General features: G+C 62.5%; 12 protein-coding genes and 1 tRNA gene. 7 read left to right on the forward strand and 6 right to left on the reverse strand.

Annotation, left to right across the window (positions count from 1 at the left end):
* Together ftsA and ftsZ are read left to right on the forward strand one after the other, a co-directional pair.
* On the forward strand, window positions 1-1019 hold a 1019-nt coding region (ftsA, locus tag LAN70_18820), incomplete at its 5' end, for a cell division protein FtsA (GenBank protein MBZ5513206.1).
* 132 nt (window positions 1020-1151) lie between these two features.
* Window positions 1152-2432: a cell division protein FtsZ gene (gene ftsZ / locus LAN70_18825; protein MBZ5513207.1), complete on the forward strand. Its 1281-nt coding sequence runs from the start codon at window positions 1152-1154 to the stop codon at window positions 2430-2432.
* A gap of 319 nt (window positions 2433-2751) precedes the next feature.
* Here the strand turns inward: ftsZ and LAN70_18830 are convergent, their stop codons facing one another.
* Entirely contained in the window at window positions 2752-5013 is a 2262-nt protein-coding gene (locus LAN70_18830; GenBank protein ID MBZ5513208.1) for an SLC26A/SulP transporter family protein, read from the reverse strand.
* A gap of 368 nt (window positions 5014-5381) precedes the next feature.
* Between LAN70_18830 and LAN70_18835 the strand changes: the two genes are divergently transcribed.
* Window positions 5382-6602 (forward strand): penicillin-binding protein, encoded by a 1221-nt coding sequence (locus LAN70_18835; GenBank protein MBZ5513209.1) that lies wholly within the window; start codon window positions 5382-5384, stop codon window positions 6600-6602.
* Between the two features lie 142 nt (window positions 6603-6744).
* Here LAN70_18835 and LAN70_18840 read toward each other — a convergent pair whose 3' ends face one another.
* The 3 genes from LAN70_18840 to LAN70_18850 form a co-directional block, all read right to left on the reverse strand.
* On the reverse strand, window positions 6745-7275 hold the full coding sequence (locus tag LAN70_18840; protein ID MBZ5513210.1) for a hypothetical protein: 531 nt from the start codon (window positions 7273-7275) through the stop codon (window positions 6745-6747).
* Between the two features lie 168 nt (window positions 7276-7443).
* On the reverse strand, window positions 7444-8184 hold the full coding sequence (locus LAN70_18845; protein ID MBZ5513211.1) for an ABC transporter ATP-binding protein: 741 nt from the start codon (window positions 8182-8184) through the stop codon (window positions 7444-7446).
* Between the two features lie 137 nt (window positions 8185-8321).
* A complete protein-coding gene (locus LAN70_18850; protein MBZ5513212.1) occupies window positions 8322-9698 on the reverse strand; it encodes an efflux RND transporter periplasmic adaptor subunit in 1377 nt (458 codons plus the stop codon).
* A gap of 376 nt (window positions 9699-10074) precedes the next feature.
* Here LAN70_18850 and LAN70_18855 point away from each other — a divergent pair, with 376 nt between their 5' ends.
* The 4 genes from LAN70_18855 (at window position 10075) to LAN70_18870 (ending at window position 14494) form a co-directional block, all read left to right on the forward strand.
* Entirely contained in the window at window positions 10075-11805 is a 1731-nt protein-coding gene (locus tag LAN70_18855) for a GWxTD domain-containing protein (protein ID MBZ5513213.1), read from the forward strand.
* A 45-nt stretch (window positions 11806-11850) separates the two neighbouring features.
* Window positions 11851-13536 carry a carboxypeptidase-like regulatory domain-containing protein gene (locus tag LAN70_18860; protein ID MBZ5513214.1) on the forward strand — a complete coding sequence of 562 codons (1686 nt, stop codon included), beginning with the start codon at window positions 11851-11853 and terminating at the stop codon, window positions 13534-13536.
* A 301-nt stretch (window positions 13537-13837) separates the two neighbouring features.
* A complete protein-coding gene (locus LAN70_18865; GenBank protein MBZ5513215.1) occupies window positions 13838-14107 on the forward strand; it encodes a hypothetical protein in 270 nt (89 codons plus the stop codon).
* A gap of 311 nt (window positions 14108-14418) precedes the next feature.
* A tRNA-Lys gene (locus tag LAN70_18870) sits at window positions 14419-14494 on the forward strand.
* 274 nt (window positions 14495-14768) lie between these two features.
* Here the strand turns inward: LAN70_18870 and LAN70_18875 are convergent.
* Both LAN70_18875 and LAN70_18880 read right to left on the reverse strand, forming a co-directional pair.
* Window positions 14769-16262: a hypothetical protein gene (locus LAN70_18875; GenBank protein MBZ5513216.1), complete on the reverse strand. Its 1494-nt coding sequence runs from the start codon at window positions 16260-16262 to the stop codon at window positions 14769-14771.
* Window positions 16262-16590, reverse strand: a 329-nt coding sequence (locus LAN70_18880) for a hypothetical protein (GenBank protein MBZ5513217.1), incomplete at its 5' end; no start/stop codon positions are given. The genes LAN70_18875 and LAN70_18880, both read right to left, overlap by 1 nt.

Here is a 16590-nt window from a genome sequence, read left to right on the forward strand (position 1 = left end):
CCTGCGGCGCGCCCATCGAACACGCGCTGGTCGGCGTCGCCGGGTCGCACATCCGCGGAGTCAATAGCCAGGGCGGCATCAGTCTCGGCTCCAAAGCGCGCGAAATCACCAAAGAGGACATCCGCCAGGCGGTGGAACGCGCCCGCGCCATCGCCCTGCCCGCCGACCGGCAGGTGCTGCACCTGCTGCCGCAGGAATTCATCCTCGACGACCAGCCCGGCATTCACGAGCCCGCCGGCATGGTCGCCTGCAAGCTGGAAGTCAAGGTCCACGTCGTCACCGCCGCCGCCACCGCGACGCAGAATGTCGTGACCGCGCTCAACCGCGCCGGCATCCACGTGGACGACACCATCTTCGAAGCGCTCGCCTGCGCCGATTCCGTCCTCCGCAGCGATGAGCGCGAGCTCGGCGTCTGCGTGGCCGACATCGGCGCCGGTTCCACCGACGTTGCCGTGTTCCATGATGGCGCGGTGGCGCATACCGGCGTGGTGCCCATTGGCGGCGATCACTTTACCAACGACGTTGCCGTCGGCCTGCGCACCCCGCTCGCCGATGCCGAGAAGATCAAGCGCCTCTTCGGTTGCGCCCTGGTCACGCGCATTCCCGAAGGCAACGAGATTGAGGTCACCAGCGTGGGCGATCGTCCCTCGCGCTTGATGTCGCAGCGCCTTCTCGGCGAAATCCTGGAGCCGCGCGCGCGCGAGCTTTGCGAGCTGCTGCGCGATCATCTCCGGCAGGCCGGCGTGCTCGAACTTTGTGCCGCCGGCGCCGTGCTCACCGGCGGCGGCGCGCGCCTGACGCACTTGACCGAGATCGCCGAAACCGTGCTGCGCAAGCCCGCGCGCATCGCTTCGCCCACGCCGATTGCGAAGTTGCCGGCGGCGCTCGCCGAGCCCGAGTTCGCCACCGTCATCGGCATGGTGCTCTATGGATATCGCGCCCGCCTGGCGCACGGTCCGCATGGCGGCGACGGCCTGGGCGCTAAACTGAAAGCGCTGTTCGCACGACGGGGAGCATGATTGAGAAGGGCACGGCGGAACCTGTCCCGAGCTTGTCGAGGGAGTCGTGCCGCTGAGTGTCGAAAAACAATTGGGCTTTAGCCCCTGAGGAAACGATTCCTGGCCACTGGCCACGGACCACTGGACACTGACATGACCGATACCGCAGAAGGCATCCGCATCCATTTCAACGAAGACCCGCGCAACAAGGCCAAGATCAAGGTCATCGGCGTGGGTGGCGGTGGCGGCAACGCCATTAACCGCATGATTGACGCCAACCTCGAAGGCGTCGAGTTCATGACCGCCAACACCGACCTGCAGGCGCTGGAAATGTCGCATGCTCCGGTGCGCATCCAGCTCGGCGTCAAGCTCACCAACGGCCTCGGCGCCGGCGCCAATCCCGAAATCGGCCGCAAGGCCGCGCTGGAAGACGCCGACAAGATCATCGAGGCGCTGGAAGGCGCCGACATGGTCTTCGTCACCGCCGGCCTCGGCGGCGGCACCGGCACCGGCGCCGCGCCCATCATTGCCTCGCTCGCCAGCGAGATGGGCGCGCTCACCGTTGCGGTCGTCACCAAGCCGTTCGGCTTCGAAGGCAAGCGCCGCATGTCGCAGGCGGAGCGCGGCCTGCAGGAGTTGCTCGACTCCGTCGATACCATGATCGTCATCCCCAACGAGAAGCTGCTCGCGGTGGCGCAGAACGCCGGCTTCTTCGAATCGTTTCGCGTGGCCGACGACATCCTCCGCCAGGCGGTGCAGGGAATTTCCGACATCATCACCATTCCCGGCATCATCAATCGCGACTTCGCCGACGTGAAGGCCATCATGGCCGGGATGGGCTATGCCGTCATGGGCACCGCCAACGGCAAGGGCGAGCACCGCGCCACCGACGCCGCCCAGCGCGCCATCGCCTCGCCGCTGCTGGAAGCCGGCGCCATTGATGGCGCGCGCGGCATCCTGATTAACGTCACCGGATCCAGTTCGCTGAAGCTAGCGGAAGTGAACGAGGCCTCCACCATCATCCAGAGCGCCGCCCACGAGGATGCCAACATCATCTTCGGCGCCGTGCTCGATGAAAAAATGAAGGACGAGGTCAAGATCACCGTCATCGCCACCGGCTTCCGGGGCGACAACCACGTGCAGCGCCACGAGCGTGCCGTTTCCGCCGCCGCCGCCGCCATCTCGCAGGCGCGCACCGCATCGGCTTATATCGCGCCCCGGCCGGAGGTCCGCGCCGCCGACCCTCCGCCGCAAGTGCACGTCGAGGCCGCCAAGCCGCCGGTGGCGCCGCCGCCGCCCATCACGCCGCGGCCGGCCGCTCCCCAGCGCGAGACCACCTCCATCGCCGATGTGAAGAGCACCGTCAAAACCAATTACGAGGAAGATGACTTGGACGTGCCTGCTTTCATCCGAAAGCGCAACGAGAGCAGCTAACGGAGTCCCGAAGGTGCGTTCGGCAGTAACGACAAATACAATCAATGAGTTACACGGATTTTTGCTGGACTACTGGTACCATAGAGCATGGCTATCCGGCGGAGTGGGAAAGATCGCAGCCTGGAAGCTAACTTGGCAGGTCTCCGGGCATATCGAAAGCGGGATCCTGGATCCCAGCGCGCTATCGCCGCGTTCGTGGAGGCCGAAGCCAGCCTCGGGGACCCGCTTGAAGGCGAGCCGATCGAGGGCCAATTCGTCGAGGGAAAACTCAAGCAGGGAAGGCACGTGAGGCGCAGCAAGCCGGCCCCTAACCACTGAGCTACGACTCTTTCAGATACCGCAATTCCATGTCGGTGCGCCGCAGGCGCGACGCGATCGCGGTGGCAATCCCTTCCAGCAGATTGAGCGCCAGCATGCGATGCTCCAAGCTGAGCGCGGCGAAGCGCTCCCGGGTCAGCACGTACAGTTCGGCATCGGTGTCGGCGACCGCATCGGCCGACCGCGGCGCCCGGTCCATGAACGCCAGTTCTCCGAAGAAATCTCCCCGCCCGAACGTCGCCAGGTGGTGTCCCGTCCTGCCCTCCAGGGGCATCACGATGCGCACCGAGCCCTTCCGGATGAAGAACAGCTCGTCGCTGGAATCGCCGTGGGAGAAAATCTTCTGGCCGGCTTGGAAGGTCCGTAACTCGGTCCCCGCCTCCAGCGCCGCCAGCGTTTCCTCTTCGCGTTGCCGGAACATGTCCATGTGGCGGATGTCCAGCGGCATCTCTTGCGCGCGCTCCAGGTGTGCCGCCGCCAGGACACGGTCTTCAATCCACTCCAGCGCCTCGTCCAGGTGGGCGAAAATCTTCGCGTGGCGTTCTTGCCTGACGAGTCCCATCTGGGCGAAGTACTCCCGCATGTCCTGGCCGCTGGGCGCCTTCGACGGCATGTGACTGAAGATCACCGAGCCGCTCCGCTCCGACATCATGTCTTCCACCAGCTCCAGCATGTGCGCCGCCGTCAGGTCCACCGACTGCACCCGCCGCATGTCGAGCACGATGTAGTCCCGCTTCTTTAATTCCGCTTCCAGCGCGGTATAAAGCTGGTCGGTGGTGCCGAAGAACAAGCTGCCTTGCAATTCGAAAATCGCGGTTCGCTCGCCGCGCTTTTCCAGCACCGCCATCTCCTCCGGCAGCCGCATTTGTTTGGAGAACCTCTCGTTGCCGTACGACTTCCGCCGCACCACCGCGCCGCCAATCTGTTCCCGTACGAAGAGCAGGATTGCCAGCCCGACGCCCACGCCCGAGGCCGCGATCAGGCCCACCGTCTCGGCCACCACGACGACGGTGACGATCACCACGAAGTCCAGCACTGTCGAGCGCGACCGCAGCAGGCTCAGGCTGTGGCGATCGAACATCCGCACCCCGACCACGATCAAGATGCCCGCCAGCGCCGCGATCGGCACCCACGCGATCAGGCTGCCCAGGATGAGGAACGCGACCAGGGCGAGTATGCCCTCGATGACACCGGAGAGACGCGACTGTCCGCCGCTGGACACGTTGACCAGCGTCGCTCCCATCTGGCCGGAGCCCGGCACGCCGCCGATCGCCGTCGAAGCCAGATTGCCCAAGCCTTGGCCGATCAGCTCACGATTGGAGTTGTGCCGGCTGCGGGTGAGCGTGTCCAGCACCACGCATGTCTTCAAGGTGTCAATGGAGAGCAGCACCGCCAGCGTCAGCGCCGGCGTGATCACCAGGTTGAGCTGCTGCGGGTTGAAAGCTCTGAACGCCTGCCAGCGCACCGCCATCGTCGCCAGGAAACCCACGTTCGACTCGCTCAGCGGGCCGACCACCAGCTTGTTGCCGGCCAGCACCAGCAGCTCGGGGTCTGCCAGCCCGAGCGCGAAGTACGCCAGCATTCCGCAGCTCAGGCCGAGGATTGCCGCCGGCACTTTCTTGGTGACCCGCGGCGCCAGCACCATCACCGCCGTTGTCACCGCGCCCACCGCCAGGCTCTGCCATTTCCACAGCGACGGCGTCAACAATCCTTGCCAGAGCTGATAGCGGCCCGGCACGCCCAGAAACCTCGGTATCTGGCTGAGGATGATGATCAGCCCGACGCCGCTCAGGTAGCCGCTCACCACCGGGTAGGGCATGTACTTAATCAGCCGCCCCAGGCCGATCAACCCGAAGCTGATCTGCAGCAGGCCACAGAACACCGCTACCGCCGCCATGAGCACCAGCGCCGATCCCGGCGTGACGCCACGCTGGGTCAATTCGATCGCGAACGCGGACAGCACTGCGACCGCGGGCGCGCAGGGCGCGCTGATCAGGCGGCGGGTCCCGCCGAGGCCGGCGGCTACCACGCCCAGCGCCGTCGTGCCCAGGATGCCGGCGATCGCGCCTTGGGAAGCGTAGCTCGCCCCCAACGGCGCATAGATCGTCACCCCGAAGGCAATCGCCGAGGGCAGCGCGACCAGCATCGCTGCCAGTCCGCCCCACAAATCGCCGGCACGCCCTGGCGACGGGCGCACGGCCGTCTCGGGCGCAGCTTTCCCGCCGCCGGGCGCGCGTGCTGGCGCAACTGCGGTCTCGCTCATAGGGTCCTGGCTGGTGGAGTATGCAAATTCCGCCTGCTATTTGCAATGGCGGACTGGCGGGATGCGTTTCTCGCGGGGCGCCCTCGGTCGGCTCTGTTGCCAATCTTGATTCGCTGATGGAAATCGCCAGCAATGGCGCGCGTTACGAAAGTCGTTGACCAGCTACAGCTCCGGCGTAAGTCTCTGCATCTCAATATGGTGGAAGACTAAGGAAAGTGGCATCCCAGGAGCAGTTTGGGGTTGAAATCTGACTCGCAACTCTCATACTATCCGGGTAGTTCCAGCCGGAATTTTGTACACGGCGTGCAGTCGGCGCTTTGGTTTATCCGCGCTGGGACACTCTTGCATTACTGGACTCTCGGACATCCATGTCGAAGATAAAAGGCTCTTTAGCGATCCAGGTAGTTCTTGTCATGGCAATCGTAACGCTGCCGGCAGCGAGCGCGGCGGCGGCCACCGTTTCCACCCCGCGCAAGACTTCCAAATCAAAATCGGTTGTTGAAAATTCGGCAACCCAGAAGAAGATCAGCAGCAAGCGGCGGCACCGGCGCCCCAGCGCGTACGTGTGGGTCAACGGCCATCGGCTCAAGCGCAATCGTTACCCCGAGCATTACGTGGCCTCTTCGTTCGTCAGTGAAGACCAGACCACGGCGGACATCACGGCGGGCGAAGACCGGGTGGTGCGCGCAGCCGCCATTGACGCCCTGGGCAATCACAACGGTACCGTGGTCGCCATTGATCCGAACAGCGGACGCGTCCTGGCGATGGTGAACCAGCGAATGGCTCTGTCGGAAGGCGGGGAGCCGTGCTCGACCATCAAGATCGCGGTGGCGCTGGCGGCGCTAAGCGAAGACGTGGTCACCCGGGAAACGAAAATTCAGCTCGGGCGGCGCACGCGCATGGACCTGACGCAGGCGCTGGCGCACTCGAATAACGCCTACTTCGAGGCGCTGGGCCGCAAGATGGGCTTCGAGAAGGTCAGCTACTACGCGCACCAGTTCGGCCTGGGCGAGCTCGCCGGCTGGAACCTTGAGGGCGAACACCTCGGCGTGTTTCCCAGCGAGGAACTGGACCCCCGGCAGGGTGGCGTGGGCCGGATGTGCTCCTTCGGCCAGGGCATTTCGATGACCCCGCTGCAACTGGGCGCGCTGGTTTCCGCGATCGCCAACGGCGGAACGCTGTACTACCTCCAGCATCCCACCACGGCGGACGGGATCTCGACCTTTGAGCCGCGGGTGAAGCGCTATCTCGACATCGGGCCGCTGATCCCGCAGGTTTCGCCGGGCATGGCGGCGGCGGTCCAGTACGGCACCGCGCAAAGCGTGCGCTGGAATTTCAGTGAAGAGGAAGTGCTCGGCAAAACCGGCACCTGCTCCAACAACGGCACGCGCTACGGGTGGTTCGCCTCGTTTGCCAACACGGCCGCGGGCAGAATCGCCGTGGTGGTCTTCCTCGAAGGCGGGCGTCCGACCTTCGGTCCGAAAGCGGCGGAGATCGCCGGCCGCATGTACCGCAACCTGTACGACCACAGCTTCTTCGTACAGACGACTCCGGCGCCGGATAAGACCGGAGTGGGAGTGACGCAGTAGGTTATCGGTTTACGGTTCTCGGTTTTCGGTGAAAGCCTCCGGGTTCGGAGGCTTTTTCATTTCAAAAGTTTGTCAGTATGTCAGTTGGTCATTACTGACAAACTGAGAAACCGACAACCGAGAACCGAAAACCGACAACCGACTACGGACTTGCGCCGAGACTCTTCAGGGCGTTTTGAATCGCGATGCGATTGACTGCGTCCTTTTCCGCCGCCAGCGCGGTTTTCAGCCAGGCGATGGCGCGCGGCTTCGAAACGTGGGGATTGATGGCCGGATCGAGATCCTCGATCTTCCAATCGCTGTCCACGTCCTTGAGGCGGAAGGAAACTCCCTCGCTGCCGGGCTCGGCGGTGTAGCCCAATCCGGCTTCGAACCGGCCCAGCACGGTGTATTTCACGCTCACGGTGGCGGCACGAAGTCCCTCGCTGGCGTCCAATAGCTCGTATTGCGATACCACGGTAAAACCTTGCCAGTCGGGATTTTCCTTCCAGGTGGTGAGCGGTTTCAGGCGCACCCAGGAATCCTTGAGCAGGCGGAAGCCCTGGTAATCCATGCGGCAGTAGCTATTGACCACGTTGCGGGAAGAGTCGCGGTGGGCGATACCGTGGATCGGGATCTGCGCGAACGAGCAAGCGCAGGTCAGCAGGATAGTGAGCTGGAGGCGGTACAGCATACCTATGCCGATGCTCGCCAGAGTACAACAAATCAGGCTCAAGGCTCTAGGCATTAGGCTTTCGGCGGGAGCACCCGAGCGGAAATTTTCGATTATTGATTGCCCACTGTTGATTGAAAAAAGAGGGCGCTGAGCATCGCCCAACGCCTAAAACCTAAAACCTAAAACCTACTTCGGCTTCCGCACGTCGCCGGAGATGACCCCGTCCTTGAGGTGGATGACGCGGTGCGCGTACTCGGAGATATCGTGTTCGTGGGTGACCAGCACGATGGTGTTGCCCTGCTCGTGGAGCCGGTCGAACAGCGCCATGATTTCGTTGCCGGTCTGTGAATCGAGGTTGCCGGTAGGCTCGTCGGCCAGCAGGATGGAGGGGCGGTTCACCAGGGCGCGGGCGATGGCGACCCGCTGGCGCTGTCCGCCGGAAAGCTCGTTGGGCTTGTGCATCATGCGCGATTCCATGCCCACCGACTTCAGCGACTCCTTGGCGCGCTCGATGCGCTCCTCGGCCGGCAGGCCGGCGTAGATCAGCGGCAGCTCGACGTTGTGCAGCGAGGTGGCGCGCGCCAGCAGGTTGAAGGTCTGGAACACGAATCCGATTTCCTTGTTGCGAATGCGCGCCAGTTCATCGTCATCGAGCTCGCTGACCAGCTGGTTGTTCAGCCAGTAGTGGCCCTTGCTGGGTGTGTCGAGGCAGCCGATCAGGTTCATCAGCGTGGATTTGCCGGAGCCGGAGGGCCCCATGATGGCGACGTACTCGTTGCGCTCGATGCGCAGGTTTACGCCGCGCAGCGCATGCACTTGCTGCTCGGAACCCATGTCGTAGGTCTTCCACAGGTCTTCCGCGCAGATGATGCACCCATCCGGTGGGGCGATTGGCGGTTCGGAAATGCTGGCGGCCTCAGTGGCCATTTTTCGAGTACCTCAGTATCTCTGTACCTAAGTACCTCAGTACCTAAGTTTCAGTTTCGGTTTCAGCCATGGGGTACTGAGCAACTGAAAAACTGAGATACCCCTGCACATTCTTGGACGCTTCTCGCGTCCCAAGGTTAGGACTTTTCTTCTTCTTTTTTGGGCGCCGTGTTGTCGACCTTCACCGACGCGCCGTTCCGCAGCGACCGGAGCACCTTGTAGCTGCCGGTAACAATCTCGTCGCCGGCCTGCAATCCACTCGTTACTTCGATGTCGGTGATGCCGGTGACACCGGTGTCCACCTTCACGAACTCGGCTTTCTTGTTGCGCACCACGAATACGCCCTGCAGCTCATCCTTGTCCTTGGCGCCCGGCGCGGGCGAGGCCGCCTGCACCGTGCCTTTCTTGGGCTTGGTCTCCAGGTCCGCCTTCTGCCGGACGGTGAGAGCCTGGATGGGGATGGTGACCGCATTGTTGCGGGTCGCGGTGGTGATCTTAGCCGTGGTGGACAGGCCCGGACGCAGGTTCACCGGCGGGTCCTTGATGGTCACCACGACCTTGAAGTCCTTGGCCTCCTGGCTGCCGGTGGTGCTCTGCGTGGTCGCCAACCCGGTGGAGCGCACCACGGCGTTGTTGCCGATCTCGGTGACCTCGCCATGGAACGTTTTCTTGGGAATGGCATCAATCGTGACATCCGCCGTTTGCCCCAGCTTGACGTTGACGATGTCGGTTTCATCCACCATGACCTCGGCGGTGACTACCGACATGTCGGACACGGTCATGAGCAGGCTGCCGGGCGAACTCTGAATCCCCATAATGACCGTCTCTCCCTCGCGCACGGGGAGGTTGCTGACAATGCCGTCATACGGCGACTCGTACTCGGTCTTGCTGAGCACGTCGCTGGCGTGGGTCAACTGCGCCTGCATTTGCCGGATGCGCTCCTGGGCGGAGGCGGTCTGCGCTTTCAATTGCGCGATGCGGGAGCGCGCCGAGGCAACGGCGGCATCGGAGCCTTCGAAGGTGGCCTTCCGGGTGTCGAAATCCTGTTTGGGGATGAGGTCTTGGCCGAACAGTGCCTCGCCGCGCTGGTAGTCCAGCTTGGCGCGGTCGTAGTCGGCGCGGGCCTTGTCAAGATCGGACTGGGCGCTTTTCAGGGCAGCGTCGGAGGCGGCGTAGTCGGTCTTGGCGGCCGCCAGTTGCGCCTGCATGGAGGCCACGTCGGCCGCCGATTGCACGTAATCCAGCTTGGCCAGCAACTGCCCTTTCTTGACCGTCTCGCCTTCATGCACAAACAGCTTGGTGATCTTGCCATAACCGTTAGCGCCGATGTTGACGTAGGTCTTGGGCTTGACTTCGCCGGAGGCGCTGACGATGGAAGTCAGGTCCTGGCGTGTCACTTTGCCGGTCTGCACCACGACCACGCCCTTGCCACTCTGGTGGACGGTGAAGCCGACAATGGCCCCCACCAGCACCAGGGCTCCAACCCCGATCGCAATTTTTTTCCCAGTCTTCACTCGTTCCCTCGCTCATCGTCCTTTCAGCCTCGTACGGGCCCGACCACGCGACGATGACGGCCTCTCCTTTGATACGCACAGACCGAACGAGAAGTTCCCGGCTTTGCACGTCCCCGACGCCAGCCCCGGCGCGTGATCCTTCCCCCCACGGTTCCGGAACCATTATAGTGAATTCCAGTCAAACACTGCCCCAGCTATTCTCACCTGAAGGCGATTTCCGGGGATGAACGGCGGCGTCTGGAACGTCTGGAAAATATTGGCAGCTCAACAGATACGGGACAAGATCACAAAAGAAGTGTGCGCCTCGTCCTTGCTTTAAAAGGGGCGACAACATAGAATTTAGTCGCCCTAATTGTCTCCCAGGAGCCCACACCCGATGTCTTCAAAAGTTGTCAGGGGTCGTGTCTTGGCACTGAGCCTGGCCGGCTGCTTGTTGTCCGCACACTTCGCGTTCGCCCAGAGCGACAAAAGCAGCAAGACGGACGCCAAGGCCCCCGCCGCCTCCCAAGAACAAGCAGGGCAGCAGGATCCTTTGAAGCGTCCCCTGTCGGAAAAACAGCAAAAACTGCAGCAAAAGGCGCTGAAACAGGAAATCAGCAAGGTCTACAAGAAGTGGCTGGACGAGGACGTGCGCTGGATCATTACCGACGAAGAGCGCGCCGCCTTCAAGCAGCTCTCCAACGACGAGGAACGCGACCAATTCATCGAGCAGTTCTGGCTGCGCCGCGATCCCACGCCGGACAGCGCCGAAAACGAATACAAGGAAGAGCACTACCGGCGCATCGCGTACGCCAACGAGCACTTCGCTGCCGGCGTGCCCGGTTGGAGGACGGACCGCGGCCGTATTTACATCATGTACGGCAAGGCGGATGAGATTGACTCCCATCCCAGCGGCGGAACGTACACCCGCCCGCAGGATGAAGGCGGTGGCACTACCTCGACCTTCCCCTTTGAAACCTGGCGCTATCGCTACCTGGAAGGGGTCGGACAGGAAATCGAGATCGAGTTCGTGGACCCGTGCATGTGCGGCGAATACCACATGACCGTGGACCGGTCGGAGAAGGACGCGCTGTTGCACGTGCCCGGCGCCGGCCTCACGACGTACGAGGCGATGGGCATGGCCACCAAGGCGGACCGCTTCGTCAACGGCGTCGAGCAACTGGGGCGCGGTCCATTCAACCAGGACTTGGCGAGCAAGCAGTTCGACCGGTTGGAGCTGCTCCACAAGCTGAACCGCCCGCCGACGGTGAAGTTCAAGGACCTGGAAGAGGTGGTGTCGCACAAGATCAGCATGAACTTCCTGCCGTTTGACGTGCGCGCCGATTTCGTCAAGGTCACTTCCGACACTGTGCTGGTGCCGATCACCGTGCAGATCAAGAACAAGGACCTGACGTGGTCGGGCAAGGAAGGCGTGCAGCGCATGACGGTCAATATCTTCGGGCGCGTGACCACCTTGACCGGACGCATCGCGCAAACCTTTGAAGACACCGTCACCGACGGGCTGCCCGACGAACTGTTGCCTAAGGTGCTCGAAAACAGTCACGTGTACTGGAAGGCCCTGCCGCTGCGTCCGGGTCGCTATCGCGTCGATCTCGTGTTGAAGGACGTGAATGGCGACAAGGTAGGTACCTGGAGCCGCGGCATCGTGGTACCGGAGTACGCGGACGACAAGCTGGCGTTCTCCAGCCTGATCGTCGCCGACGAGATGCAGAAGGTGGCCACCAAGAGCGTGGGCGCCGGCAGCTTCGTCATCGGCGATACCAAGGTGCGCCCGCGCGTGGATTCCGCCAACGGCCAGCCGGCGGCCTTCAAACGCGACCAGAAGGTCAATTTCTGGATGCAGGTGTACAACCTCGGAATCGACCAGCAGACCCACAAGCCATCGGCCGATATTTCCTATGAAGTGGTGAACATGGCGACGCAAAAGGCGGTCGTGCAGATGGCCGAGTCCACCAAACAGTTGGGCAACGTGGGCGAGCAGGTCACGCTGGAAAAGTCGTTGACGCTGCGCGACATTCCGCCGGGCATCTATCAGATCACGATTAACGTGAATGACCAGATCTCCAAACAGAACTTGAAGTCGACGGCGAAATTCGCCGTCGAGTAGCTGCGGCCGGCAAGGACGGGCCGCAAATTCACGGTGGAGGTGCTCATGGGCCGAAAGCTCGGATGCGTAATGATCCTGCTGGCGCTAGCGCTTCCTGCATCGGCGGCCGGGAAACCGGGCACGATCACCGGGTTTGTCCGGAGTACCGCCGGCGTGCCGCAGATGGGGGCGGCGGTGGAAGTGTTCTCCAGCGCGACCCGCGCGGTGACCGTGTTCACCGATGGCCGCGGGTACTACAGCGCCGCCGGACTGATTCCCGGGATCTATCAGGTCAAGGTCACGGCGCCGTCGTTCCTGCCTTCCTTGCGCGAGAACGTGGCGCTGAAGGCGGGCGCCAGCGTGCTGGTGAACGTGACCCTTTCCACGTTGTTCGAAGCGATGCAATTACTGCCGCAACACCAGGCCAGTCGTGACGACGAGGGTTGGAAGTGGACGCTGCGTTCGGCGGCGAACCGGCCCATCCTGCGCGTGGTGGGCAATGGCCCGGTGATGGTGTCGAAGACGGGCAGCGGGCAGCCTGCGCTGAAGGGCGCGGTGGCCTTCGTCGCCGGCAGCGATGCCGAAGGCTTCGGGAGCGCCGGCGAGGTCAGCACCCACTTCAACTTTGAAAAGTCCCTGTTCACCGCCGGAGTGCTGTCGCTGAAGGGCAACGTCGGCTCCGGCGCAGGCCCGCAGAATGGCGTGATTCGAGCTGCCTACGCGCAAAAACTGGGCGATGGCTCGACGCCGGAATTGGCGCTCACCGTGCGCCACTTCGCCAATCCCGATCTGAACGCGCGCATGCCGGCGCTGCAGGCCATGTCGCTGCGGCTGTCCGATTCCATCACGCTGGCTGATTTTGTTGACCTGCGATTCGGGACCGAATATCAGACGGTGCAATTCCTGAGCCGCGCCAGCGCGCTCAAGCCCTACGGATCCTTGGCCGCGCACCTGTCGCCGGACACCGTGCTCGAGTACCGGTACGCCAGCGCCGAGCCCAACATGGCGGCGTCCAAGGGATTCGATTCGTCTCTCGGCGATGTCCTGGAGTCCGGCCCGCGCGTTTCCATGACCGAGCGCGGCGCCGTGCTGGAGCGGGCGCGGCACCAGGAAGTCTCCTTGTCCCATCGCCACCGCAATACCAGCCTGCAGCTCGCGGGCTTTTCCGATTCTCTCCACAACACCGCGTTGACGGGCGCGGGCGATCTCAACGGCCCCTTTGCCCAGATGCTGCCCGACTTGTACTCGGGGACGTTTACCTACAACGCGGGGCAGCTCAGCACCGACGGGATTCGCGTCGTGGTGCAGCAAAAATTTTCGCCGGAATTGACCGCGACCGTGAACTATTCGTGGGGCGGGGTGCTCGACCTGACCACCAATGACGTTGCGCTCGGCCAGGTGCGCTCGGCCATTCACCAGGAGTGGCGGCATTCCTTCGGCGTCAAGCTGGCGGGCGACGTCCCCGGCTCGCACACCCGCTGGGCGACTTCGTATCGGGCGGCGAACCAGAAATCGCTCACCCCGGTGGACATGTTCGATTGCTCGCCGGGGCAGATGGACCCCTACTGGAACGTTTTCATTCGCCAGCCGATTCCGGGGACCGGCTTCCTGCCGGGCAAAATGGAAGCGCTGGTGGATTTGCGCAACCTGCTGGCGCAAGGCTACGTGCCGGTGATCGGACGCGACGGCCGCACTTTGTACCTGGTGCAGTCGGCACGCGCCGTCCGTGGCGGCCTGGCGTTCGTGTTTTAGTGGGGCGGTCGGCCATCGGCTCTCGGCTATCGGGAAAAACAGCAAATTTCAAGGGCAGCGTCGAGGCTGCCCTTTTTCTTGGTTCGATCATTCAGTGGGCTCACTGGTTCGAGCCGACAGCCGTCCGCCGATCGCCGGTTCGATCATGTCCACGATCCTGCACCCGCCGCAAGATGCGTCATGGTGTTGCGCCCAAAATGGGAGCAGAAATCCGTCGCCCGGGTCCGAACTGCTTGACTCGCGCCGTGGGGGGCGCAGACTTAGCCTGAGCTGTCCTCTCTACCCCGAGGAGGTACGGGCCATGAACAAAAGCGTATTGGAAAAAGCGGAAGAGCACATCATCGATCCGATGCACAAAGTGTCGCGCGCGACCACGGCCGTGGCCGAGGCGATTGAAGACGGCATCCATGCCGTCAAGCGGGTCGGCAAAACCAGCAGCGATGTGGCGGAGGAGATGATCGATGACGCCAAGGAGCGTATCAAGCGTCACCCCACCGGAACCATCGTCGCCGCCTTCGCGGTTGGCTTCGCAGTCGGCGGTTTGCTCGACGCGTTGATTCGCAGAAAGTAAGCTTCTCAACCGTGGAATTTTTCCAATCCTTGCAGCCAACCTGGGGCGGCCCGTTTCCGCCCCAGATTTCTTGCCGCAAGCATTTGCCGTTCACGGTCGGCGCTGGCGGCGCCATCATGGTTTGCCGCGACCGCCATGTGCCGGGGTTATCTGCCGTGCGCGTTAATTTTCCGGCGCTTCGCGCCGTCGTCGGCGCGGCAGTGCGAGAGCGCAGCCCAGGGCAGCGGCCGCGGCGCGGGTTGAGGGCCGCCCGCATCGCTGTGTTACACTGAAAGCGCCGCAATTGTCCGCGTTTCGTTTTTCTACCGCCCGGGCGCGTAGCTCAACTGGCAGAGCAACTGACTCTTAATCAGTAGGTTGAAGGTTCGATTCCTTCCGCGCTCACCAACCTTATTCCCTTGCAAGCCCTGTTTTTCCGCAGAGTCGAGGTTTTCTCGGGCTTCTCCGCCGCCGCGTGCTTCCGAGATGTTGGCGTGCCCAGCGGCCCGCTCGGGATCGCCGTCCGAGGATTGTCGTTCTCGTCCGCCAGTGCCCCCGCGATCTCGGCGGATGCTGCCAGCCAGTCCTTTTCGCAGATCAGAGTTCCGGCGTTCCTTTGCGCACCGTGGCGTCCAGACATTGCTCCCGCTTCAAGCGGAGGGTTGCCAACGATCAGCACTTGTTATCGCGTTACCACCACGCGCTTGCGGACTCCCGCAGGCGCTGCTTGTTGGGCCTTGAGCGCCAGGAATAGCCAGTTCCACCAGGTGCCACCTGCATCGTTCATTGTTATGGTGAAACTCACCGCGCTGGTGCTTGGGTTGTAGTAATGCAGATGGCCGTCACCGTAACTGTATTTATCGGTGTCACTCATTCCAGTAGCCCATATGTTGTCCATGACGGCTCCGCTCGGAGCAGTCACCGCAGTTTCAGGCCCGGTGCCGTAGTAGGCCACGCCGATAATCAAGCCGTTCGACGTGGTGGGCGTAATTGCGTTGGTCACAGTAATTGGATTCTTACCCGGCTGACTGCCCGCCGTGAACTTGCTCGTATCGAAGCAAGACGAACTCGCTCCTGCAATGTCGTAGAAAACAAAGTGCGCCTGATTGCCTTGTGTCCAAGTAATCCGCGTTTGACCGCCTGTCGTCGCAGAGCAGATATAAAATGCCTGAGGATCAGTCGGGGGGTCAGCACTTCCGGTTACTTTGTGGACGGTGTCGTACCCATTCGACACATTAGTAATCGGCCAGTCGCCAGATTGGGCGTCCTGCCCAGTGGTCATCACAAAAGCATTCCCGCTACTCGGGAACGGCATACTCACAGACGCCTTGCCGCAACAATAGAAACTGATGGTACGAACTACGGTGATGCCCGAAGGCTGTGTACCCTCGCCGCTGGACGCCTTGAAGGCAATCGCCAGGTCATTCCACCTCTCCGAGGAGGTCGGGTCAACAATGTAGAGCGCCGGATTGACGCTGCCCGCCGAAGCCTGCACCTGAACAGCTGAAACGGTTTTGTCCTGCAGATTAGCCGAGAGCAGCGAGTCGGCGTCGTCAGGCGCCACCGACGAAATCGCCGGTTTATCTTGTGGGGTTCGGTAGGTCGTTTGAGCGTAGTTGTAAACCAAGCTGTTAGCCTGGGTCGTGGTGATGGCTCCGGGCTGAATAGGCGTGGTGCTGTAAGGCAGCAGCCCATTGGCTCCGGTTGCCGTGCCATCAATGCAGGAACTGGTGGCGATCCCACTCACCTCCGTATAGCTGATCTGCCCCGTGTCTCCGGAAGCCAAGGCGGAGGAAAAATGCAGCGTGAGCACCGATGTTCCGGCAGCAGCGCCGCACTTGTACCAAATTTCCGAAGTCGCGGCATCGGTAGAATTCGTGGCGGACGGCCCGGCCACCCAAGTGTTCGACTTGTCATCAGTCGGCGTGGACAAAGTCTTGCCGCTTGGGCGTGTGACGGCCAGAATCAGCAGATTATCAGCGCGGCTGGGCGCAACAAAAATCTTCAAGTCCTGTAACGTCTCACCGGAGGCCGTTCCCGACGCTACCGTCGTAAAGTGGTAAACGACGCACGGATGCGTCGAGTCGCAGTTCGGCCAGATATAGGCTTGCGTCGCACTGGAAGCCCACGCCGGCACGCAGCACAACAGCACGAAGGTCAGGACGAGGCGCTTCATCAGATCATCCCTGAAACCAGCACGCGAATGTTGGTGGTCGATGCATCCGCGGCGGTGACGTTGATATCCAGCGTGCCGTTGGGCAAAAGCGTCGGCGTTCCGTTCAGCGTGCCCGCCGTCCAAGAGCCGTTGCCGCAGGTCAGGGCACCGGAGAGGATCGTGTTATTCGCGCTGCCCGTCAATTGCGGCCGCACCGCTGTGGTTGTGCCCGCGTTCGCCCAGCACTCCACCGAGGTAATCGTCCATGTCACGCCGAACTTATTGCGGCAGGAGGCCACCTCGCCGTCAGTAAACTGCAGCACACTGCCCGTACCCGAACCCCACAGGT

This window comes from Terriglobia bacterium (assembly GCA_020072845.1).
GTDB lineage: Bacteria > Acidobacteriota > Terriglobia > Terriglobales > Acidobacteriaceae > JAIQGF01.